The organism is Methylobacter sp. BBA5.1 (genome assembly GCF_000746145.1).
Lineage (GTDB): Bacteria > Pseudomonadota > Gammaproteobacteria > Methylococcales > Methylomonadaceae > Methylobacter > Methylobacter marinus.
Genome location: NZ_JQKS01000007.1, coordinates 43188 through 64034, shown reverse-complemented (window position 1 = coordinate 64034; position 20847 = coordinate 43188). Strand labels below are relative to the sequence as shown.

The window sequence follows — 20847 nt, the reverse complement described above, 5'->3', positions numbered from 1 at the left end:
TCAGTTCTTCATTGTTATGTCGGGCTGGGCGGAGCAGTCGCAAGACTGGCCGGTGCTCGTACCGGTACGCCAACTTCGTTCAGTCCGGCACCCATGATTGGCGTCTAGGTGTCGGGTTTATAACCTTACGAGACATAATCATGAAAAATCAATCTTTCCTTCGCAATCAGGCTAAATCCAGCCAATCAAAATACATTTCCCTATTCAACCTGATTAAACGAACCCCAGAAGGACGGCGGGTTATTTGTCGTAATCTGACCTTTAGCCAGGCATCCGCCCTGGTTGCTGAAATCCCCAATGTTGTTGTGAAGTTTTCCAGAATGGAGGCTGCACAATGAGCCAGAACAGAGCCCTTCAAATTGACATAATCCGAGATCGTTACGCTAAGGCGCTTGCCAATGTTAAAAACTTTCCGGGCCTCGATGCCGAACTGTATTCGGAGCAGCTCAGGGAGATGGCCGACCAGTTAATCAAGGCCGCCGATGACCTGGACGCTCTAAATTCAGAAACATCAAACACTCAAACCGAGCAGACCAATCAGCCAAGCATAGATTTTAGCCATAGGGCAAACGTCTGCCAAGGCGGCGAGTTTTTCAGCCTGAACGATACGATAAATCCGGCTTTGGAACGTGCCGAGGCAATTGCTGATTTGATCGAAGTCGCTTGTGAGGTAGTGGATATAACAAGCTTTGCCCCCAATACCCTTTGGCGAGCTGCTCAGGCCATTCGTCTTGAGATCAAAGACGCTCAGGCGCTACTGGATGCTTATTCCGCTGAGAAAAAAGTAGGGGCGCAATCATGAGCGAATCAAATATTGCGAAGGATCAAATAGAAAAAATCCGAGACTGCAATCACGTCATTGCAACCCTTTCCGAGTTAATGATTGAGTATCAATATGATTCTCAAGGTGGCCAAAAAATACCCGAGAGGCTTAAAGGGGTATATATGACAAGCGGTTTTCTGGAAGCCATTAAAATAGCCGCTAAGGCATCAGAAGAGGCGCTTGAGTGTTTGGAAAAGGAATGTGACCGTTGGAGGGGAGAATGACTCTTAAGCCAATTTCCAGTTTCTTAGTCTCCCTGGACACCATCGCGCGTGAAGCTTGCACCGCCGCGGGTGTTGAGTTTAAATCCGTGCCTGCCGATGGCCTGTTTCATGCCGCCGACCTGGTAGACGATCATCGAGGCCGGGGCGATGGCCGAATTAAGATTTTCCCAGATCGCCAGGGCGGCATCGTTTGGAATCACAAAACCGGCGAACAGAAAGCCTTTTTTGTTGACCGCAAAGGCGGCGTGCCGCTTAGCACCGAAGATCGGCAGCGGATCAAAGCCGAGCAGGAGCGCCGAAAGCAAGAACAAAAAGCCAGGCAAGACAAAACGGCCAAACGGGCTGGCGGCATTTATCAGCCTGCCAAAGTTGCGCCGTTAGATCATCCCTACCTTCTGAAAAAACAGCTTAAATCAGGGTATGGCGCTCGCCATACGGATTGGTGCAGAACCTATCAAGACAGTACGGGAAAGCATCAAAAATTAACCATCGAGAATACGCTGTTGATTCCCATGTACAACGAGCATGGGAAGCTTCGCAACCTTCAAGGCATATTTCCCAAAGAACCGCCCGAACTCGGACGAGGCAAAGACTTTCTACCAGGCGGGGAGCTGTCCGGCCTGTTCTGGTGGGTAGGTGAAAAGAGCGATCCAGTCTGTATTGCTGAAGGCTTTGCCACGGCGGCTACTGTTCACGAAGAAACCGGCTATCGGGTGTATATCGCTTTTACGGCCAATAATCTGTTAGCCGTTGGGCGCATTGTCCGTAAGCACTTACCCGACGCGACAATCATATTATGTGCTGATAACGACCTGAACACCCAGGGCAACCCAGGATTGACCAAAGCCAACGAAGCCGCCGCCGCTATCGGCGGCTTTGTCGCGTTTCCGCCTATCGCTGGCGACTTTAACGACTATTACATTCAGATGCAGGAAGCGCAATGACCAAAAAAACGGATAAGCCAGTTTTAGAGATCGTCAAAAACGCTTCCAAACCGAAACCCACAAAAACCGGAGGCGGCAGCGGTTCCGGCAAAGATGCTACCCAACGCTTTGGAGAATATGCAATTATTTCTGGTGCCTTTCATCAGATTAAATCCGTTCGAACTGGGCAGGATGGGCAAGGATTTGTTGAGATTCCGCTTTGTGATTTTGTGTGCCAGATAACTGAAGAAGTGACACAGGATGATGGCTTGCAGGATCAATCCTTCTTAAGGATCGAGGGTAAGCGCAACGATGGCTTGACGCTTCCGGCTGTTGATGTTCCGGCCAATAAGTTTTATTCAACCCAGGCCAATTGGGTGAATGAGCATTACGGCACTTTGGCCTTTGTCTATCCTGGCGCATCAAAGCGGGATAATTTACGCGCCGCCATTCATCTCTATTCAAAACTGAAGGGCGATGTTCCAAGGCGGCATGTATTCCGTTATACCGGCTGGAAACGGATCGGTGAACAATGGCACTATTTAACCGGAACCGGTGCCATTACCGCCAACGGCTTGCATGAGAACGTACAGGTTGATTTGGGAACCGGACACATGGGCCGCTATGCCTTGCCAGCACCAAGCGAGCAAATCAGAGCAGATTCAATTATGGATTTGCTGGCAATTTGCCCAGGCAAGCCACACATAGGCGCGGCATTGCTGGCCGCCGTTGCGCGTGCGCCCTTGGGCGAATGTCACCCGACGGATTATGCCTTATTTATTCATGGTATTACCGGTGCCAAGAAATCCGCCGTAACGGCTATACCACTGGCATTTTTGGAGATTTCAACGCCCGCCGTTTTCCGGCTAATTTCAGTGATACGGATAACGATCTGGAAGCGAAAGCGTTTCAAGTTAAGGATGGGGTTTTCGTTATTGATGACTTTAAACCTTCTGTCAATCAGTCGGAAGCGGCCAAGATGTATGCCAAAGCGGAACGCTTGATTAGGAACACGGGCAACCAGGCCGGGAGAGGTCGGCGCGGTTCGGATATGCAGGCCAAGGCCGCGCCGTATAACAGATCAATGACGATCATAACCGGCGAGGACTTACCAAAGGGACAAAGCTTGTTAGGTAGGCTGTTGATCCTGGAGCTTACCCGCGCCGATGTAGATACTAACACATTGACTAAGTTACAGGAAGTAGCCGAAGCGGGGCAGCTTGCCGGGATCATGGCCGCTTATCTGCAATGGCTAGCGCCGCGCCTGGACGATCTTAAAAAGCAATTCCCGCAAACAGTAGCTTCTTTTCGCAATGCCGCCATTCGTGATGGCTTCGCAGCTTCCCATCCCCGCGCCCCAGAGATTTACGCCAATTTGGTAGCGGGTGCTGAACTGTTCTTAGACTTCCTGACCGATACAGGCGCACTCAGCAGCGAGCAGAGCAATGCTACCTTGTCAGATATTGAACAGCATTTACAAGGCGCTCTCACTGAGCAAGGCGCTTATCAGAATGAGCAAGACGAGGTAGAGCGATTCCTTGATCTGTTACGCGCTTCATTTTCCAGCGGTAACGCCCATATTGCTTGCAGGCTAAACCAGGGGCCGCCGCCGTCCCGTCCTCATGCTTGGGGCTGGCGGTCTGATGTGGTTGATATGGCCGGAGACAAAATCTATAAACCCACAGGAGACTGTATCGGCTGGTATTGCGACAAGAAGCGGGAAGTCTGGCTTGAACAGAACGCCGCCTTTGCTGTTGCTCAACAATTAGCCAAGATGCAAGGAGATGCTTTCTTGTTATCACCGGCCAGTCTTTGGCGGCGCATGAATGAAAAGGGATTGATTTTATCGACTGAGGCCAGGGAAAACGGAACGCCGAGATTGGCGGTCAAGCGGATCATTGGCGGCAGAAGTAAGCGCGTTATGATCCTTTCCGCCGATTTGATTGAGTCAGGGTAATCAAAAAATATATAGGGGTTATATATATTTTTTGGGGAATTGGGGGAAATATATCTCTATCCCTTATATATCAAGGCTTACACGCTCCCCCAATTGAAAAAAAATAGGGGGAGATTCCCCCAAAATTGGGGGAGCGAATAATAACCAGGCAAACACCCAAACCGAAGAAGTTTTTAATAACTGACCAGGTTAAATGCTATAGGCGGGGGAGATTTTCAAACGATTGGGGGAAGTTTCCCCATTTTTTTAAATGATTGGGGGAGCGTCAAAGCCGCGCCACATATGGCCTAGAAGGCAATCTCCCCCAATTCCCCCACTTCTGGAGGGTAGGGGGTATATATATTTTTTTAAACCATTAAAAATCATTATGAAAACAATTTTTACACCGATAAAAGCACCACCACCAAAGAAGATTAATTGGAATTATGACGCTTACTTTGTTGAGCAGCTCAAGCGCATCAATGCGACTCGAGAAAAGAAAACACCCAGGGGCGGGGTAAATCTTTGAAGCATTTATATCGCTTTGCGTCGCCCCCGTCTTATATTCGCGGAAAGTGAATTAAATAGAAAAAACCCATGATGATAAGTAATAACAATTTTTGTTAAGGAAATATTTATGAAGATTAAATTTGCAGGTGATTTAGAACAATTCCAGGAAACAGAATTACACGTAAGCAATTTGCGGCAATTACTGGCCGGACTAAAGCACTTTTATGGCCAGGCATTGGGGGACAAGCTTCTCAGTGATAAGTATTGTTATGTGTTGATTGATAGAGAAAAGCCGGAGAACTCTATAGCCATATCTCCAGAGCTGGCCACTATGAATTTTGACCAATATGAAGAGCTGTGGATTGTCCCTGAAGTCAGCGGAAACGGCCCGGCTATTGTGGCCGCGGTTGCTGGGGTGACCTTCGCATCTAGTACGGCTGGAGTGATTATAGGGGCGGCTATCAGTATAGCCATGTCATTCGCTCTAAATATGGTTATCAACCTACTGTCACCAACGCCGGAGTTTGACAAGGATCCAGCAATGGCACAGAAACTTGACTCTTCTTTGTTCAATGGAGCTCCCAATATCAGGGAGCAGGGCGGATCGGTGCCACTGGCCTTTGGCAAGCCCCATTGTGGTGGCGTATTAATTTCGTCCGGTCTTTCGACTGAAGAGAAAACCGTATAAGTGCTTTGTGGCTGTAACAGACCACCCCCGCCCGCTACCGGCGTTAAAAGCGTTTATGGGCGCGGGTTGATTAATTAACAATAAGGAATATCGAGAATGAAAAATCAAAACATACAAGATAAACAGTATCAAGCGGCGCATGTTGCAGCCCTTAATGCAATTATTAAGCAGCTCGGTAAAAACGCAGACAGAGAGCAAGCGCTTGATGTGGTCTTGGTGATGGCTCATAACCTATTAACACATGAGCAGCAGCTTGATGTGAAACTATCTACGCATAATGGAGCTGTTTTTTATGATCGGCTAAAACTGTTAATCGAGACCACACAGAAGAACATCCATTCTAAAAGCTATGCAGGGAGGTTGATGTGAAGCGCCGTTTTTTAGTCTGGCTGTTTTTTCGCGTCACACGGGCCTTAAAGACCAGGGTTATTGAAAAGAATCTAAAGGAACTTGGCCTGAGTAATTCTGACGCAAAATTTGTCATAAAATACTACCGAGAAGCTGTAAAAAATATAATATAACACTTTGATTGTATTGATAAATATGTTAATATTGAGCTATCCTTTTTAATGACGAGATGTCTATTAAATTTGGCTAGCTTAATAGCGCGAATTTCATTTCGACGAGATGTCTGAGATGTTTATTCGATAACAACTTTTTTAATTTATCGAATAAAAGGAACAAATATGTTCAAGAAACAATTATTGAATTCAAGAGTGTTAATGCCGCTCTTTGCAATTTTCGCTGTATTTATTTTGTCCAGCCTTGGTATTGTCGAGGCTCAAGACATGACAACAACAGGAATGCTATTAGCTGGCGTTGGTAATATCGACGTGGCACACATTAACGACTTGCTAGTAAAGCAAGGAGACGCTTTTGAAAAGCGTATGAAACAGATTGACCGCCTTGATAAGGAAGTTGCCGAGCTATCCATAAAGGCCAACCGAAAAAGAATTTTTGGTGGATCGGGCAGTTATGACCACGAGGAATCCAAGAGCGACCTTGCTACTCTTATCCGCTCGCGTGGTGAAGTTAAAGGCATGTTTTCCGGTTCTGGGCCTGATGGCGGCTGGACAGTTGCGCCGGTTCTGGCTGATGGTATCGGTAGCATTGTCCGCGATGCGTCGGCGCTGCGTGAATTGGTAACATTCATTCCCATTGAAAGCGGCGACACCTACGAGGAAGTAATCAGCGTAACCCCGGTAGGCGCAAAGTGGGTAGGTGAAACGGAAGCCAGGCCGAAAACAGCCACGCCTAAGCTGGTCAAAGTAGTAACAAATCTCCATGAAGAGTACGCGGAGCCCGTTATTAGCCAAAGGCTGGCCGACGATAGCGGAACGGCTATGGTTGACTTCCTGGTCAATGAGTCGTCAATCAGTTTTTCAGAAGCTGAGGAGCTGGCGTTATTTTATGGTGACGGGATTAATAAGCCTAGCGGCTTGGATACCATACCAACAGAGGCGACCGCTGATGCTACTCGGGCTTTTGGAACTATCCAGCACATCCCTACCGGCGCTTCAGGAAATTTCGGAACATCTCCTTTCGACGCGGTTAAAACAGTTTTTTACACGCTGCGGGCCGGTTACCGAAAAAACGCAAAATGGGTATGCAATTCCGCCACGGCATTAGAACTTAGTAAGTTGAAGGATGGGCAAGGCAACTATCTATGGGATGATGGCAATGTCAAAGACGGAACGCCAGCCACTCTATTAGGAAAGCCTGTTGTTATTTGCGAGACTGCACCGGGCATTGAGGCAGACGCCAAGGCTTTATGGTTTGGTGATTGGGATCAGGCCATGCGAGGCATTGAACGCCCAGGCAATAAAGTATTGCTGGACCCATACAGCGATAAGCCTAACGTGGTCGTTTATGTTTATTGTCGCGTAGGCTTCCAGATGCGGAACTCAAACGCTGTTAAATGCTTGAAGTTCTCAGCAAGCTAATAAAAATTAGCGGTAAGCGCCAAGTCATCGAGTGGCGTATTAAATAACCGTGACAGCCGCTGCATGACATACTTTTATCAAGATGTTATTTTCATGGTCATGGTGAGCGGTAAAAACAGCCGTTGGATTCAATAGAGTCCGGCGGCTTTTTTTTGTCAAAGACAAGGGCAGCATTAAACAAATGACGGTATAAATGACGGTATATTTTCTACGGTTACATGGTAAAGCCTTTATTATCAAGCCTTTTCAATACCGGCCATCGGCACCAAGATGTAATTCAAAGCGATACAAGAACTGAAAACCCGCAAGCTGTACGGCTTAGTGGGTTTTTTTATTGCCTAGAAATGCAATAAATACAACCATATGCGAAAAATTATATGGTTGCTTGTTTACTGTAACTTAAAATTCGTAACTTGATGTTGCACGAAGCGGTATTTTTATCTCGTTCGCTGCATCGATTATGATATTTTATTAAGCCATTCTGCTTCAACTCGCCGCATAAACTGATCGTCTATGGATAAGCTTGCCTTTATGGGCGCAAACTTATTTGTCTGGAAAAGGGCTAAGGATTTGGTCGTCAATAATCCCTATTTAAACATTAAGAAGCGCCTTGCTGCGCTCAGCACATCCTATACAAGATTCCTAATTTCAGGAAGTAATTTTTAGCCAAGTCCTAAATAACATTGCCGTCTTTAATAAAGCAGAGGAGTGCTCGGCGTTTCGCCTGAAGCGGTACTGCTGGAGAGCGAGTGCAATCTTGCAATTGTGCCGCATCAATCAATAAGAAAAAAATCGTTTATGCTTTGAAAATATAGGATGCCTGTTAAAAGCAAATGTTTCAGCATGTCATCATGCGCATGGTTCGCGCATTCATACATTAAGGGATCTTGAGTGGCGGCAATAATCGCCAGCAAACTGTTTGTTGTTTCTGCATTTACGCTGGCGCTCCTTTCGTGATCATAATAAAATCCGAAAACCCTGATTAAATGTATGCCTTAACGAGCAAAAATAAATTTAGAACGGTGTAAATAAATTATCTGGCTTCCAAGGTTTATGGATGATAAATGTTCAGATAATCCTGATTTTTTAAATCAAGTTAAAACTCATATGAAAACGAAAATTCTGATTCTCGCTATTGCAATGCTGGTAACAATAAATTCTGCACAGGCAGAAGAACAGCAGCCTTCAGGGGTTTATCTGATCGATATTATTTTATATCGGCCATTGGGTTTCGTCGCTACATTGACAGGTTCTGCCGTTTTCGTGGCAATCAGTCCTCTGACGGCCTTTGCGGCGATTTCTCCGCCGCATGATGCTTTTGAAAAAACAGCCGATCTGTTAATCGTGAAACCGGGTAAATATACTTTCGATCGACCTTTAGGCGTTTATTATCCTGATGAGGATGGAGAATACCGCAGGCATTAAAAAAGAGTATTTATTGCACGTCCTTTAATCAATGTATTACAGTAATGCACAGTTTATAGCTGATGGAGCAAACATGATTTTTTCGTGCTCTTCAGGTATTTCACTTGTTCCCACCTGTAACTGAATAACGATCGCTCACTTCCTTTTACACTGTTTTCATGAAAACAGTAGCGCAAGCCCCTCCCTCTCTGGTTTCATCTCTAGCTGGAGCGAAATATGTCTGCCCGCGAATTTATCTAGTGGCTTTCATTATGTGATTTCCATCCAGGAAAATAAATTGAAAATTTTTTATTGAGAAACCTTCTATAACAGAATAATTAAATTAGACTTAATGTATTGAGATGAATATGATAAGCGCTAAAGTTTGACTTTAAGAATTAGAATAAAAATGGAGATAACAATGGCAAGTATTCTTGCAGTTGACGATTCGGCATCAATGAGAAAAATGGTTTCGCTTACCTTGAAAAGTGCCGGATATGATGTTGAGGAAGCAGTGGATGGCGTTGATGCTTTTGCTAAAGCTCAGTCCAGACAATTCGATTGCATTGTTACCGATGTTAATATGCCAAATAAAGACGGGATTACCTTAATTAAGGATTTGCGCTTGCTTTCAAATTACAAGTTTATCCCAATGCTGATGTTGACGACTGAATCAGGCGCGGAAAAGAAACAGGAAGGTAAGGCGGCAGGGGCTACGGGATGGATCGTCAAGCCTTTTAATCCGGATCAACTAATAAAAATATTAAAAAAAGTTTTGGGTTAGCCGCTAACCTTAATTTGAGTGAGTTCAAGGAATACAGGTAAGCCTATGTCTATTGATATGGCACAGTTTCATCAGGTCTTTTTCGAAGAATGCTTTGAAGGCCTGGAAGCAATGGAATCAGGGTTATTAAATCTTGATACGGGAGATATTGATTCGGAAGCCATCAATGTGATCTTCAGGGGGGCTCATTCCATCAAAGGCGGCAGCGGAACCTTTGGCTTTTCCAATGTGGCCGATTTTACGCACATCATGGAGACCCTGCTTGACGAAATGCGGGATGGGCGCCGGCAAGTAACCCAGGCGGCAATTGATGTATTGTTGGGGTCGGTAGATTGTCTGAGGGAAATGATCACCGCAATTCAACAGGAACAGGATGTTGATGAGACGCGGGTTGCTGAACAGAAGTCTGCCTTGGAAGTTGAGCTTTATGGTAGCGAGGCATCTGTGGAGCCATCTCCAGTGAACCATTCAATAGCAATGGAAACACCTGTTGCCATGTCAGAGCCAGCGCCCGCTCAACAGCATGAACACCAAGGTTATGAAATTGCTTTTACCCCTTATCTAACCTTACTTCAAACCGGCAATGATCCGGTAAGAATGTTTCGGGAACTGGCAGAGCTAGGGGAACTGACCGCTTCGGTTAATGTTCAGGATATTCCTGACTTTTATGAGTTAAATCCTGAGGCATGTTATTTGGCCTGGGATTTAAAAGTCGCCGGGGACATTGCCGAGGACGAGGTTAATGAAATATTTGATTGGGTTAAAGGTGATTGTGAGCTGGAAATCCAGTCGCTTGCTGCTAAACCGGTAAAAGATCCGGTAGCGCATATACCGGCAATCGATGCGGAAACCCTGTCGAATACGCCCGAAAGCGGCATCTCAGAGCCGGCAGCGATCAGTCCTCCGCCTGTGACAGAAGACGCTGTCAACAAGATGGCTCCTCAAAAGGCCGAGCCTGAGCCTGCAAAAACTGTCACAAAATCATCAAGTACCATTCGAGTCGACACCGCAAAAATCGATACCCTCATCAATATGGTAGGTGAACTGGTGATCACGCAATCCATGTTGAGCCTGGTAGGCGAGCATTTTGCCATGAACAAGGAAAGTCAGCTTAAAAGTGGACTTGCCCAGCTGGAACGGCATACCCGTGAATTACAGCAAAGTGTGATGAATATCCGGATGCTGCCCATCAGCTTCGTTTTTAGTCGTTTTCCCCGTCTGGTCCATGACATCAGTTCCAAATTGGGTAAAAAAATCGAATTGAAACTGGTCGGGGAAAATACGGAAGTCGATAAAGCGGTTGTCGAATTGATCAACGATCCCCTGGTGCATTTGATCAGGAACAGTCTGGATCATGGTATAGAAATGCCGGCGGATCGCATTGCGGCCGGTAAACCGGAAACAGGGACTATTGAGTTGCGGGCTTATCACCGGGGCGGTCATATTGTGATAGAAATTATCGATGATGGCCGCGGCTTGAATAAGGACAAAATAAAAGCAAAAGCGATAGAAAAGGGCCTGATCGATAAACATAGCACGTTGACCGATAAGCAGGTCTTTGAATTGATTTTTCTGCCTGGTTTTTCTACCGCTGAACAGTTGACCGATATATCCGGGCGTGGCGTCGGCATGGATGTCGTCAGAAAAAATATTCAGGAGTTGGGCGGCAACATTGAAATTACTTCCGAACTGGACAAAGGCACAACGATTTCTATCCATCTGCCACTGACATTGGCAATTCTTGATGGGCAATCCGTGGCGGTTGGCGATGAAATCTACATTGTACCGCTAGTTTCCATTATCGAATCAATCAACATAACGGAAAAAATGCTTAACCGGGTCGCCGGTAAAGGCGAGACCTTTCGTTTACGTAATGAATATATCCCCATTATCAGAATGCACGAAATTTTTAACGTTCAGACTGCAAAAGCATCGCAATTGGCAGAAGGGATTATTGTCGTCGTTGAGGGTCAGGGTATGAGATGCGGCTTATTTGTTGATGATTTGCTGGGACAGCAGCAGGTCGTTATCAAGTCGCTGGAAGCCAATTATAAGCGCGTTGAAGGCATTTCAGGCGCAACGATCCTAGGCGACGGATCTGTTGCCTTGATTTTGGATATTCCAGGTCTGGTTCGTTTATCAAACCGGTGACAGCAGTATAAAAAACATGGCGCAAGAAGATATACAAGTTAACAAGCATCAGCTTAACAAGCGTACAGGGAATAACATGCAGTTTTTAAGTTTTACGCTGGGTAACGAGGAGTATGGGGTCGATATTCTGCGCGTGCAGGAAATACGCAGTTGGGAACCGGTTTCCAGGATACCGAATGTTGCAGCTTATGAAAAAGGCGTGGTTAATCTCCGCGGTTCCATTGTGCCGATTATCGATTTAAGGGAAAGGTTTAATCTGGGGTATGCCGAATACACACAATTAACCGTGGTTGTTGTGCTACAGACTGGGGATGGCAATAAAATCCGCATAACGGGGGTTGTTGTCGACTCGGTTTCAGATGTGGTTGATGTCGATAAGGCCAGGATTCAAAGCGCCCCGGACTTCGGTGCTAAAGTCAGTACCGAGTTTATTAGCGGACTCGTATCAGTCAATGACCGCATGGTGATGTTATTGGATGTGGATAAATTACTGAAATTAGATGATGTAACGCAGGATGAAAGCTAAATCTCTAACAAGAAAGAAGCGATATTTATCAATAAAACCCCATAAAGGCCATACCCATTAATAGAATGGCTGATAAATAGAAAATAAAAAATTTATGCGTGTGGTTTAGTTCGAGAGGAAAATTATAATGAGAATAAACATGCCAGTAACCGATCGGGAAGCTCCGATGAAAAAAGGAATGATATTGGTTACCCGAACAGATTTGAAAGGACATATTACCTACGCAAACGATGCATTTGTCGATATCAGCGGCTTTAGCCGTGAGGAACTGATCGGTTCCCCTCATAATATAGTCCGGCACCCGGATATGCCGGTAGCGGCGTATGAGGATATGTGGGCCACATTAAAACAGGGCAGGCCATGGGTCGCACCGGTAAAAAACCGGACTAAATCCGGTGATTTTTACTGGGTTGAAGCGAATGTGGCGCCGGTTTATACCAATGGCCAGGTTCAGGAGTATGTTTCGGTCAGAACCGCGCTCAAACGCGAGCAAATTGAAAAAGCCGAGCAGTTTTACAAACAGCTTAATGCAAATAAAGAAACAATGCGGCCTACGGGGCTAGCCGCATGGATTAAAGCAGTCAGGGAAATCAGTCTCCAGAAAAAAGCCGCCTTGACGTTGACAGCCTTCCTGTTGCCCCAACTTCTCTTGATGTACCAATTGTTTTTAGCACAGGATTACGTGCTGCTAACCATTGCCGCGCTGCTGGTGGCGATCGGAACAGCGGTAGGTATTGGCCTGGCCCGGTTATTCAACAATACACTGGAAGATACTATCGGTATTTTCTACCGACTGTTGAATGGCAATTTTGTGCTGAAAGGCATGGAATTAAGCCGAAATGATCAAGTAGGGGATTTTTTACGCGCGTTATACTCCATGAGCGTTAAATTGAATTCAGACTTTATTGCCGCCCAGGAAGTCGCTGCGGAAAACTTGCGGATTAAATATGCGTTGGATAATGTCGGGTCCGCCGTCATGCTGGCCGATATTAACTTCGACATCATCTATATGAATAAAACAGCGCTGAAATTATTCACCGATGCCGAGGATGATATTCGTAAACAGCTACCCGCTTTTAATGCCGGCGCTCTGTTAGGCAGCAACATTGACAGTTTTCATAAGAATCCGGCTCATCAGCGTGGTATTTTGGAGAAGCTGAATAGTTCGTTTGCTTCCGATTTGGTTATTGCCAACCATCATATGAATGTAATCGCCAGCCCCGTTTTTACCGAAAAAGGTGAACGCATTGGATTTGTCGCGGAATGGCATGATAGAACGGAAGAAGTCCAAATAGAGCGTGAAATTGAAGAGCTGGTGTCCAATATTAAAGTCGGTGAACTTAGCAATCGCATTAACATGCGCGGAAAAGAAGGCTTTTTCAAGACGCTGTGCATTGAAATTAATGAATTAACGGATGTCATTGAAAGCGCTTTCAATGACATCAGCGGCGTTATGAAAAGCATGGCGGAGGGCGACTTGACACACTCTATCTCGACTGATTATCAAGGGGTTTATGCCGAGTGCAAGAATAATATTAACAACACCATGACTAAAGTCAGTGAAGTGTTTGCCCAGGTTCGCAATGCGGCCGACTTTATCGAGAGTTCATCGCAGGAAATCGCCAGCGGCAACAACAATCTTTCACAGCGAGCGGAGCAACAGGCCGCTAGTCTGGAGGAAACCGCTTCCAGCATGGAAGAACTGACCAGCACAGTCAAAAATAATGCCGATAACGCGCAACAGGCCAACCAAGTGGCCAACACTGCCCGGCAATTGGCGGAAAAAGGTGGCGATGTCGTAGGTTCAGCTATTGCGGCCATGCGTGAAATCAATGAAAGCAGTAATAAAATCGCTGAAATCATCGGGGTTATCGATGAAATCGCCTTCCAGACCAATCTGCTGGCGTTGAATGCTTCGGTAGAAGCCGCCAGAGCCGGAGAGCAAGGTCGGGGCTTCTCGGTCGTGGCGACGGAGGTCCGCAATCTGGCGCAGCGTAGTGCCAATGCCGCTAAGCAGAGTAAAGAACTGATTCAGAATAGCGTCCAGAAAGTGCGGGCAGGATCCGGTTTTGTCAATGAAACCGGCGATGCGCTCCAGGAGATCGTCAACAGCGTCAAGCAGGTCAGCGACATCGTGTCCCAGATCGCGTCTGCGAGTGCCGAGCAATCCGCCGGCATCGAGCAGGTCAACCAGGCGGTCGCGCAAATGGACGATATTACCCAACAAAACGCGGCCCTGGCTGAACAAGCCTCGGCAGCGAGCGTCTCAATGAGCGAGCAATCCACGACCATGGCCCGATTACTCGATTTCTTTAAAGTTAACAATGTCAATGCCGGAGCTAAACCACCAGCAAGCAATTCTGTTTCAACGGCTTCATCGATTCCATCAGTAAAAAACACCTCTAAACCGGTAACGCCGGCCACGCCGATTTTCGCTAAATCCTTAGCCGACGATAGCGAATGGGAAGAGTTTTAAAGGTTAATAGATACCCATCCATAGCAAGCTAGATTAAATATGACAACTGATACTCAGGCATCCAACAGTCAAATAGAGCAATTTCTTACCTTTCAGCTTGCCGGGGAAGCGTATGGTGTGGAAATTCTGAAAGTACAAGAGATACGAGGGTGGGAAGCCGTTCGCGTTATACCCAATACGCCGGCTTTTATCAAAGGAGCATTAAATTTACGGGGCTCTATTGTTCCGATCATTGATTTACGGGAACGGTTTTCGATGGAGAAGAGTGAATATTCACCCATGACCGTTGTTATTGTGCTTTGCGTTGAACACGATGAGAACTCGTATGTTATGGGAGTCGTAGCCGATGCCGTGTCGGATGTGCTGGATGTAAAAGTAGCCGATATCAAGCAGACGCCGAATCTGGGAGCAAAAATAAATACACGTTACATGCGGGGCATATACGTTCATAAGCAAAGCATGATTATGTTGCTGGATGTGGACAAATTACTGAATCCGGATGAACTGGAAAGCATCGATAGCATGGTGTGCTAGGTGAGGGTGGTTGCGGTCATCAATCAGAAAGGCGGAGTAGGAAAAACGACGACTTCCGCTAATTTAGGCCATGCAATTGCCGGCTCAGGAAAAAAAGTTACGGTAATTGATCTCGACCCGCAAGGCCATCTATCGGTTTCCTTGGGGGTCACACAAAACCATAGTGGTATTGACGACGTTCTCTTGAATAACAGAACGCTTCAACAGCAGCTTGTTTCCGTTCGGGAGGGCCTGCAATTGATTGCATCGGGCCGGAGGCTTCCGGAAATTGAACAGTTAAGCGAAGAGGGCGCGCGTAGCGGAGATTTACTAAGGCATGCGCTTCAGGGGAAACTTAGCGGTCAGGATTTCGTTTTTATAGATTGCCCGCCGTCATCGGGCCTGCTGGTGACCAATGCCTTGTTTGCCGTGGACGAAATTTTGATTCCAATGACCGGCGATTTTCTGGCGTTGCAAGGCCTGTCGTATCTGATGGGAACCATCAGGAAATTTGAAAGGGTATTTAAGAAGAAATACAAAATCTTGTTGGTGATGTCACGATATTCACCAACCAGGCCTATATCGAAACAAGTGCTAAACATTCTGCTTCAGCATTTTCCAGAACAGATATTAGCGACAGTCATTAGAGAAACGGCAGTGCTGGCGGAATGCCCAAGCTTTGGTAAAACCATTTTAGAATATAGTCCGAAAAGTCGATCCGCAAGGGATTTTCGTAACCTTGCCAAGGATTTTCAGGAAAGCAGAGTGATGATATATGGCGGCAAATAATGAAAATAATTTAATCGGGTATGATCCTCTTGCCTGGATGGGCGAGGGTATCGACGAAATGCAGGAATCACAAGAACAACTGTCAGGGATTGATACCGATACTGACCAAAATGAATTTTTAGATCAATCGGATAATGAACAGGCTGTCGAAACGGATATCCCTGAGACGGATCAGGATGAAGCCGACCAAGATGGCCCCTTCATCGACTTGGATGCGGTTTTGAATATCCAAAAAGTGAAACTGCTGCATGAAAAGCTGAAGAAATCGCTGGATGCCAATCATCTTATTGTATTGGATGCATCGGCCGTCACTTCAATCGATACCTCAATGCTGCAATTATTTGTGGCGCTGAAACAGAAAGCGGCCAAACTGGATAAGGACATTATTATTAATTCACCATCTGATAAATTTATCGAATCCGCTGCATTGCTGGGCTTATCGGGAATACTCGATATAGAGGCCTGACGGAAACGGGCATTAGATATTCTTGGGCTCTATTGAAAAAGCAGGCAGGCAATGGCACTGGAAGAAAAAACGCGTGAATTTAAATTCACCCGGGAAGATTTTAATTTCTTAAGAAATCTGTCCAAAGAACATTCAGGAATTCAAGTGCCTGATGGCAAGTTCGATATGTTTTATTCCCGGCTATCGAAACGGGTAAGAGTGCTGGGATTTACAAATTTCAAGGACTATTGCCGGTATCTTAACGATCACCCGGAGCAGGAATTCACCGAGTTCATTAATGCCATTACCACGAATCTCACCTCTTTTTTCAGGGAAAATCATCATTTCGATTACTTGCGCGACCATGTTATTCCGGAGATCCTGGTCAGGAATAAACATACCCGGCAAATTAAAGTGTGGTCTGCCGGCTGCTCAACCGGCGAGGAACCCTATTCGATCGCAATGACCTTGCTGGAAAACGTGCCTGCGGACTGGACCATCAGGATTCTGGCAACTGATCTGGATACCAATGTATTACACATAGCGGCACAGGGTATTTATGCGATCGATCGTGTACAGGGGATATCCGAAACAAGGCTGAAGCAATGGTTTATGCGTGATAAGGCAGCCAATCCGGTACGGGTAAGGGTCAAGCCGCAATTGCAGCGGCTGATACGTTTTAATCAATTGAATTTAATGGAAGATTGGCCTATGCGAGGGCAATTTGACTTTATCTTTTGCCGTAACGTGCTGATTTACTTCGACCGTGAAACCAAAGCCCTGCTGGCTAAAAAGTATGCAAAATTGCTGGCCGACAAAGCGTGGTTATTTATCGGCCATTCGGAATCATTGCATCAGCTTTCATCCGAGTTCGGATTAGTGGGCAATACCATATACAAAAAATTAATATAAAAATTTAATGATTTCTAAAAATAACTTTAGCCCGCCTTCGCTTTCAGGTTTCGAGCGAATCAACCGTTACTGGGATAATGAACATGAAATCATTGCCGCGAAAATTTTACCCGGCGAATACTACGTCACCAAAGCCGATGAATTGATCACGACCGTATTAGGGTCTTGCGTGGCCGCTTGCATCAGAGATAAAGAAGTCGGTATTGGCGGCATGAATCATTTTATGTTGCCTCAAACCAGCGCTGAAAAGCTAAAACAGGGCAACGAAGCCGTATTGGGCAATTCCACCCGCTATGGCAACTTTGCCATGGAGCATTTGATTAACACCATTCTCAGCAATGGCGGCAAAAGAAAAAATCTTGAGTTAAAGGTATTTGGAGGCGGTAAAATCATTCCCACACTATCCGATATCGGCCTTAAAAATATCGAATTCATTCTGGAATATATCGACACCGAAGGACTGCTGTTGTTATCACAGGATTTAGGCGATATATATCCACGGAAAATCGTGTATTTTCCTCAAACCGGCAAAGTCCGCATGAAAAAAATCCAAGATTTACATAATGATACGATCATAAATAGAGAGATGCAGTACTTTAACAAAATTAAGGACGAGCCTGTTGAAGGCGAGGTTGAGCTTTTTTAAGAGAAAACTATGGAAAAAATACGTGTTTTGGTTATTGATGATTCTGCATTGATCAGAAAACTGTTGACGGAAATCTTCAATTCTTCCCCGGACATTGAAGTAGTCGGGGTGGCCGAGGATCCCTACGTGGCCAGGGATCTGATCAAACTCTTGAATCCGGACGTATTAACCTTGGATGTCGAAATGCCGCGCATGGACGGCATCACTTTTTTACGCAACCTGATGCGTTTGAGGCCGATGCCCGTGGTAATGGTTTCGACGCTCACGGAAAAGAGCGCGGACGTGACCTTAAATGCCCTGGCATTGGGCGCAGTGGACTTTATTGCCAAACCCAAGGTGAATATAGCTAAAACACTAACGGACTATGCCGAGGAATTAATCAACAAAGTAAAAATGGCGGCCAAAGCGCGCGTTCAGGAAATCAGCGACCATGCCACGCCGGTTAGAAAGCCGGGATTAACAGCAGAGTCCGATATCAAGGTTAAACATTCGGCGGATATTATTTTAAAAGCCGAGTCGATAAGAAGATATCCCCAAGGCGGGCAGAAAATTATCGCTATCGGTGCCTCCACGGGCGGCACGGAAGCAATTAAAACCGTTGTCAAGGACTTGCCCGCCGATATGCCGGCCGTTTTGATAACGCAGCACTTGCCGGTAGCCTTCAGTGCATCATTCGCCCGCCATGTCGATCTGGTCTCAAAGATGTCGGCCTGTATTGCTCAGCACGGGCAACCGGTTGAGGCCGGGCATATCTATATTGCGCCGGGAGACAGGCACATGCTGCTGGCCAGAGAAGGCAGCAAGTATATCATTCAGTTGCATGACGGGCCGCCGGTGAATCGGCATAAACCGGCTGTCGATGTTTTGTTCCGGTCAGTTGCGCAATGCGTTGGCGCCAATGCTATCGGCATTATGCTGACAGGCATGGGAACGGATGGCGCCAAAGGCATGAAGGAAATGCATGAAGCCGGGGCGAAGACGATCATTCAGGATGAACAAACCAGTGTGGTCTGGGGCATGCCCGGTGAAGCCTTTAAATTAGGCTGCACAGACCATGTCAAGCCGATAACGGAAATCGCGCAGCAAGTTATAACCTTGACTCAGGTCCGAGTAAGCTGAACAGACATGCCCTGTAATGCTTTGAAAACGGGATCTTAAAGACGGCAGCCTTTCATAGGATGTAAATGAACATGCGAACAACGAATAAACAGAACAAGTCACAGTTTATCGCAGTCGATTCCATTGCCGCGGAATTAGGCGCGGTAATGGAAGTGGCCAAAGAAATTTCCCTGGCGGCGGCAAATGCCAAAGCCATTGCATTCCGCGCCCGGGAAAAAGCCAAGGGCTTTCAGCCGATCACCGATTTTATCAATGAACTGGCCAAGGAAACGTTGGAACTGGTTAATGATATCAACGAAAACTCCTTGCTGTTGTATCAACTGACCGTTAACGAATATCGGACCGCCGATGCCTACCGAAAACTCGAGCAGGCGGCTCAAATGGCCGAGGGCGCGGCCCATGGCAAATCCATTCAGGCGCGGGTGGAGGCGGCAAAAATCAAAATGCAGGCCAGCCGCGGACAATTCAGATGGCATGTTTCCCAGTTGCTAAATCAGCTCGAAGCCGTGATGCGGCCAGCCAGGGCCGCGCGCGTCATTGCCGCGAACTCCAGAATTGAAGCCTCGCAGGCGGGTGAGTATATGCAAAGTCTGCAAGCTGTTGCCGAGAGTGTGGATAATGCCGCACAGATTATTCATGATAATGTACAACGATGTAGAAGTGTATTATCCATTATAGTGATAGCAGAGTAGTTGCTGATAACAAGAGGCCTTGTTTTTTAATGAAAATGACCAAAATATACGAAGGATCGTACCAATGGATAGCTTATGGCAGGGATCAGAACAAACCCGATAATATCATTGATACCAATCAGTACGTCGTGCGGGCGGCCAATCGTTGCCTGATATTGGATCCCGGCGGCGTCGAGCTATTTGCTCCAATGCTGGCGGCGGTGTTGAACCATGTTCCAGTGGAGCAGATAACCGACCTGTTCGCCTCGCATCAGGATCCCGATGTGATTTCATCGCTAGGCTTATGGGACCAGGCCTTGCCTAAGGCAAAACTCCACGCGCCGGCGCTGTGGGAAGGGTTTTTGCGGCATTATGGCTGTAATACCATTGAATACGTGCCGATCCCCGATAAAGGCGGCGTCATTAATCTGGATTCCGTTGAATTGCAGATAATTCCCGCGCATTATCTGCATTCCTCGGCAAACTTTCATGTTTACGATCCGCATGCCAAAATCCTGATGTCAGGCGATGTAGGGGCGGCACTGGAAGCGCCGGGGGCTCCGATGTTTGTCGATAAATTCGATGCGCATGTCGAAAAAATGCGCTATTTCCATCAGCGCTGGATGCCATCCAATCAGGCAAAAAGAGCCTGGATTGAGCGGGTGAGAAACCTTGAGATCGATATGCTGGCTCCCCAGCATGGGCGCATATTCAAAGGCGACGACGTCAAACGCTTTCTGGACTGGTTTGAAGCGCTGCCGGTAGGCGTTGCCATTTAACTTTTACATATCCGGATATCTGCCGCTCGCAGATATCCCTATCCCCTGCGTACGTTTATAAATTCGACCGGTTTTTCAGGTGGTATTCAACGCAGCTCGTTAACGCAAACCGTGCAATCAGAACGGTCATCATGGTCGGAAACAGCAGGTAATGCTGATGCCATGCCAGGCTTATCAAAATGCCTGCCATTACAAGCCAGGGCGGCAGCCTGCTCTTTTCGGAAAACGATTTCATATAACAGAAAGTCGTATAGTCGATGGTTTGGCATCTCTGGATAAAAAATAATGACACAAACGCCGTCATAAAGGCGAAATAAAGCGGATAGAAGAAAAATATCGGCGAATCATCATAAAATAATGGTCTCCAGTAGCCGAACCAGGCCAATAATGCGCCGCTGGCGAAGAGGTCATACCAGATTTTCGCCGGCAGCTTCTTGAAAACGATCCCCGCAATACTGCTGATCGACAAAACCATGCCGATATACATAAATGCCGGAGCGCTCAATGTATTGAGTAATGAACTGGCGCTTTGGACTATGAAACTGTAGGCGAGGCTAAGGGCGGTAAACAATGGCATGTTTTAAT

24 protein-coding genes are annotated in these 20847 nt (G+C 46.5%); 23 read left to right on the top strand and 1 reads right to left on the bottom strand.

What is annotated here, in order from left to right; all coding sequences use genetic code 11:
• Nucleotides 1–140: 140 nt before the first annotated feature.
• From EK22_RS24135 to EK22_RS06165, 23 genes are all read left to right on the top strand, one after another.
• A complete protein-coding gene (locus EK22_RS24135; RefSeq protein WP_152565012.1) occupies nucleotides 141–338 on the top strand; it encodes a hypothetical protein in 198 nt (65 codons plus the stop codon).
• Complete coding sequence (locus EK22_RS06260; RefSeq protein WP_036249071.1) at nucleotides 335–802, top strand: hypothetical protein; 468 nt, start codon at nucleotides 335–337, stop codon at nucleotides 800–802. Before EK22_RS24135 ends, EK22_RS06260 begins: the two co-directional genes overlap by 4 nt.
• On the top strand, nucleotides 799–1047 hold the full coding sequence (locus tag EK22_RS06255; protein ID WP_036249068.1) for a hypothetical protein: 249 nt from the start codon (nucleotides 799–801) through the stop codon (nucleotides 1045–1047). The genes EK22_RS06260 and EK22_RS06255 overlap by 4 nt, the downstream gene beginning before the upstream one ends.
• A complete protein-coding gene (locus tag EK22_RS06250; RefSeq protein WP_051961718.1) occupies nucleotides 1044–1991 on the top strand; it encodes a toprim domain-containing protein in 948 nt (315 codons plus the stop codon). The genes EK22_RS06255 and EK22_RS06250 overlap by 4 nt, the downstream gene beginning before the upstream one ends.
• Nucleotides 1988–2974, top strand: a complete 987-nt coding sequence (locus tag EK22_RS25205) for a hypothetical protein (RefSeq protein ID WP_235209230.1) — start codon at nucleotides 1988–1990, stop codon at nucleotides 2972–2974. Before EK22_RS06250 ends, EK22_RS25205 begins: the two co-directional genes overlap by 4 nt.
• Nucleotides 2950–3927, top strand: a complete 978-nt coding sequence (locus tag EK22_RS25200; protein WP_235209229.1) for a hypothetical protein — start codon at nucleotides 2950–2952, stop codon at nucleotides 3925–3927. Before EK22_RS25205 ends, EK22_RS25200 begins: the two co-directional genes overlap by 25 nt.
• A gap of 367 nt (nucleotides 3928–4294) precedes the next feature.
• Nucleotides 4295–4435 (top strand): hypothetical protein, encoded by a 141-nt coding sequence (locus EK22_RS24635; RefSeq protein WP_161786385.1) that lies wholly within the window; start codon nucleotides 4295–4297, stop codon nucleotides 4433–4435.
• A 108-nt stretch (nucleotides 4436–4543) separates the two neighbouring features.
• Nucleotides 4544–5104 (top strand): tail assembly protein, encoded by a 561-nt coding sequence (locus EK22_RS06240; protein ID WP_036249065.1) that lies wholly within the window; start codon nucleotides 4544–4546, stop codon nucleotides 5102–5104.
• Nucleotides 5105–5200: 96 nt separating this feature from the next.
• Nucleotides 5201–5473 carry a hypothetical protein gene (locus tag EK22_RS06235; protein WP_036249062.1) on the top strand — a complete coding sequence of 91 codons (273 nt, stop codon included), beginning with the start codon at nucleotides 5201–5203 and terminating at the stop codon, nucleotides 5471–5473.
• Between the two features lie 317 nt (nucleotides 5474–5790).
• On the top strand, nucleotides 5791–7047 hold the full coding sequence (locus tag EK22_RS06230; protein ID WP_051961716.1) for a phage major capsid protein: 1257 nt from the start codon (nucleotides 5791–5793) through the stop codon (nucleotides 7045–7047).
• A gap of 1053 nt (nucleotides 7048–8100) precedes the next feature.
• Nucleotides 8101–8472 (top strand): hypothetical protein, encoded by a 372-nt coding sequence (locus EK22_RS06225; RefSeq protein ID WP_020160858.1) that lies wholly within the window; start codon nucleotides 8101–8103, stop codon nucleotides 8470–8472.
• A gap of 400 nt (nucleotides 8473–8872) precedes the next feature.
• Nucleotides 8873–9235 (top strand): response regulator, encoded by a 363-nt coding sequence (locus EK22_RS06220; protein ID WP_020160859.1) that lies wholly within the window; start codon nucleotides 8873–8875, stop codon nucleotides 9233–9235.
• A 45-nt stretch (nucleotides 9236–9280) separates the two neighbouring features.
• Entirely contained in the window at nucleotides 9281–11386 is a 2106-nt protein-coding gene (locus EK22_RS06215; protein WP_036249058.1) for a chemotaxis protein CheA, read from the top strand.
• Nucleotides 11387–11402: 16 nt separating this feature from the next.
• Nucleotides 11403–11912, top strand: a complete 510-nt coding sequence (locus EK22_RS06210; RefSeq protein WP_020160861.1) for a chemotaxis protein CheW — start codon at nucleotides 11403–11405, stop codon at nucleotides 11910–11912.
• A 139-nt stretch (nucleotides 11913–12051) separates the two neighbouring features.
• On the top strand, nucleotides 12052–14388 hold the full coding sequence (locus tag EK22_RS06205) for a methyl-accepting chemotaxis protein (RefSeq protein ID WP_235209228.1): 2337 nt from the start codon (nucleotides 12052–12054) through the stop codon (nucleotides 14386–14388).
• 39 nt (nucleotides 14389–14427) lie between these two features.
• Nucleotides 14428–14922, top strand: coding sequence for a chemotaxis protein CheW (locus EK22_RS06200; RefSeq protein ID WP_020160863.1), 495 nt, complete (start codon nucleotides 14428–14430; stop codon nucleotides 14920–14922).
• Nucleotides 14923–14928: 6 nt separating this feature from the next.
• Nucleotides 14929–15690: a ParA family protein gene (locus EK22_RS06195; RefSeq protein WP_232216394.1), complete on the top strand. Its 762-nt coding sequence runs from the start codon at nucleotides 14929–14931 to the stop codon at nucleotides 15688–15690.
• A complete protein-coding gene (locus EK22_RS06190) occupies nucleotides 15677–16156 on the top strand; it encodes an STAS domain-containing protein (RefSeq protein WP_036249052.1) in 480 nt (159 codons plus the stop codon). Before EK22_RS06195 ends, EK22_RS06190 begins: the two co-directional genes overlap by 14 nt.
• 51 nt (nucleotides 16157–16207) lie before the next feature.
• Nucleotides 16208–17047 (top strand): CheR family methyltransferase, encoded by an 840-nt coding sequence (locus tag EK22_RS06185; RefSeq protein WP_020160866.1) that lies wholly within the window; start codon nucleotides 16208–16210, stop codon nucleotides 17045–17047.
• A gap of 7 nt (nucleotides 17048–17054) precedes the next feature.
• Nucleotides 17055–17693: a chemoreceptor glutamine deamidase CheD gene (cheD, locus tag EK22_RS06180; RefSeq protein ID WP_036249049.1), complete on the top strand. Its 639-nt coding sequence runs from the start codon at nucleotides 17055–17057 to the stop codon at nucleotides 17691–17693.
• 9 nt (nucleotides 17694–17702) lie between these two features.
• On the top strand, nucleotides 17703–18812 hold the full coding sequence (locus EK22_RS06175) for a protein-glutamate methylesterase/protein-glutamine glutaminase (protein ID WP_036249047.1): 1110 nt from the start codon (nucleotides 17703–17705) through the stop codon (nucleotides 18810–18812).
• A 65-nt stretch (nucleotides 18813–18877) separates the two neighbouring features.
• Complete coding sequence (locus tag EK22_RS06170) at nucleotides 18878–19504, top strand: hypothetical protein (RefSeq protein WP_020160869.1); 627 nt, start codon at nucleotides 18878–18880, stop codon at nucleotides 19502–19504.
• Between the two features lie 29 nt (nucleotides 19505–19533).
• Complete coding sequence (locus EK22_RS06165) at nucleotides 19534–20262, top strand: oxygen-binding di-iron domain-containing protein (protein WP_036249044.1); 729 nt, start codon at nucleotides 19534–19536, stop codon at nucleotides 20260–20262.
• A 55-nt stretch (nucleotides 20263–20317) separates the two neighbouring features.
• On the opposite strand, the gene EK22_RS06160 is transcribed toward EK22_RS06165, so the two are convergent.
• Nucleotides 20318–20839, bottom strand: a complete 522-nt coding sequence (locus EK22_RS06160; RefSeq protein WP_036249042.1) for a hypothetical protein — start codon at nucleotides 20837–20839, stop codon at nucleotides 20318–20320.
• Between the last annotated feature and the right edge of the window lie 8 nt (nucleotides 20840–20847).

What these genes read in the sequence shown, in the direction of transcription:
- EK22_RS06240 (WP_036249065.1), top strand. Translation starts at nt 4,544, where the DNA reads ATGAAGATTAAATTTGCAGGTGATTTAGAACAATTCCAGGAAACAGAA.
- EK22_RS06215 (WP_036249058.1), top strand. Translation starts at nt 9,281, where the DNA reads ATGTCTATTGATATGGCACAGTTTCATCAGGTCTTTTTCGAAGAATGC.
- EK22_RS06175 (WP_036249047.1), top strand. Translation starts at nt 17,703, where the DNA reads ATGGAAAAAATACGTGTTTTGGTTATTGATGATTCTGCATTGATCAGA.
- EK22_RS06230 (WP_051961716.1), top strand. Translation starts at nt 5,791, where the DNA reads ATGTTCAAGAAACAATTATTGAATTCAAGAGTGTTAATGCCGCTCTTT.
- EK22_RS06210 (WP_020160861.1), top strand. Translation starts at nt 11,403, where the DNA reads ATGGCGCAAGAAGATATACAAGTTAACAAGCATCAGCTTAACAAGCGT.
- EK22_RS06225 (WP_020160858.1), top strand. Translation starts at nt 8,101, where the DNA reads ATGGATGATAAATGTTCAGATAATCCTGATTTTTTAAATCAAGTTAAA.
- EK22_RS24635 (WP_161786385.1), top strand. Translation starts at nt 4,295, where the DNA reads ATGAAAACAATTTTTACACCGATAAAAGCACCACCACCAAAGAAGATT.
- EK22_RS24135 (WP_152565012.1), top strand. Translation starts at nt 141, where the DNA reads ATGAAAAATCAATCTTTCCTTCGCAATCAGGCTAAATCCAGCCAATCA.
- EK22_RS25205 (WP_235209230.1), top strand. Translation starts at nt 1,988, where the DNA reads ATGACCAAAAAAACGGATAAGCCAGTTTTAGAGATCGTCAAAAACGCT.
- EK22_RS06260 (WP_036249071.1), top strand. Translation starts at nt 335, where the DNA reads ATGAGCCAGAACAGAGCCCTTCAAATTGACATAATCCGAGATCGTTAC.
- EK22_RS06255 (WP_036249068.1), top strand. Translation starts at nt 799, where the DNA reads ATGAGCGAATCAAATATTGCGAAGGATCAAATAGAAAAAATCCGAGAC.
- EK22_RS06200 (WP_020160863.1), top strand. Translation starts at nt 14,428, where the DNA reads ATGACAACTGATACTCAGGCATCCAACAGTCAAATAGAGCAATTTCTT.
- EK22_RS06160 (WP_036249042.1), bottom strand. Translation starts at nt 20,839, where the DNA reads ATGCCATTGTTTACCGCCCTTAGCCTCGCCTACAGTTTCATAGTCCAA.
- EK22_RS06235 (WP_036249062.1), top strand. Translation starts at nt 5,201, where the DNA reads ATGAAAAATCAAAACATACAAGATAAACAGTATCAAGCGGCGCATGTT.
- EK22_RS06205 (WP_235209228.1), top strand. Translation starts at nt 12,052, where the DNA reads ATGCCAGTAACCGATCGGGAAGCTCCGATGAAAAAAGGAATGATATTG.
- EK22_RS06170 (WP_020160869.1), top strand. Translation starts at nt 18,878, where the DNA reads ATGAACATGCGAACAACGAATAAACAGAACAAGTCACAGTTTATCGCA.
- EK22_RS06220 (WP_020160859.1), top strand. Translation starts at nt 8,873, where the DNA reads ATGGCAAGTATTCTTGCAGTTGACGATTCGGCATCAATGAGAAAAATG.
- EK22_RS06165 (WP_036249044.1), top strand. Translation starts at nt 19,534, where the DNA reads ATGAAAATGACCAAAATATACGAAGGATCGTACCAATGGATAGCTTAT.
- EK22_RS06250 (WP_051961718.1), top strand. Translation starts at nt 1,044, where the DNA reads ATGACTCTTAAGCCAATTTCCAGTTTCTTAGTCTCCCTGGACACCATC.
- cheD (WP_036249049.1), top strand. Translation starts at nt 17,055, where the DNA reads ATGATTTCTAAAAATAACTTTAGCCCGCCTTCGCTTTCAGGTTTCGAG.
- EK22_RS06185 (WP_020160866.1), top strand. Translation starts at nt 16,208, where the DNA reads ATGGCACTGGAAGAAAAAACGCGTGAATTTAAATTCACCCGGGAAGAT.
- EK22_RS06190 (WP_036249052.1), top strand. Translation starts at nt 15,677, where the DNA reads ATGGCGGCAAATAATGAAAATAATTTAATCGGGTATGATCCTCTTGCC.
- EK22_RS25200 (WP_235209229.1), top strand. Translation starts at nt 2,950, where the DNA reads ATGTATGCCAAAGCGGAACGCTTGATTAGGAACACGGGCAACCAGGCC.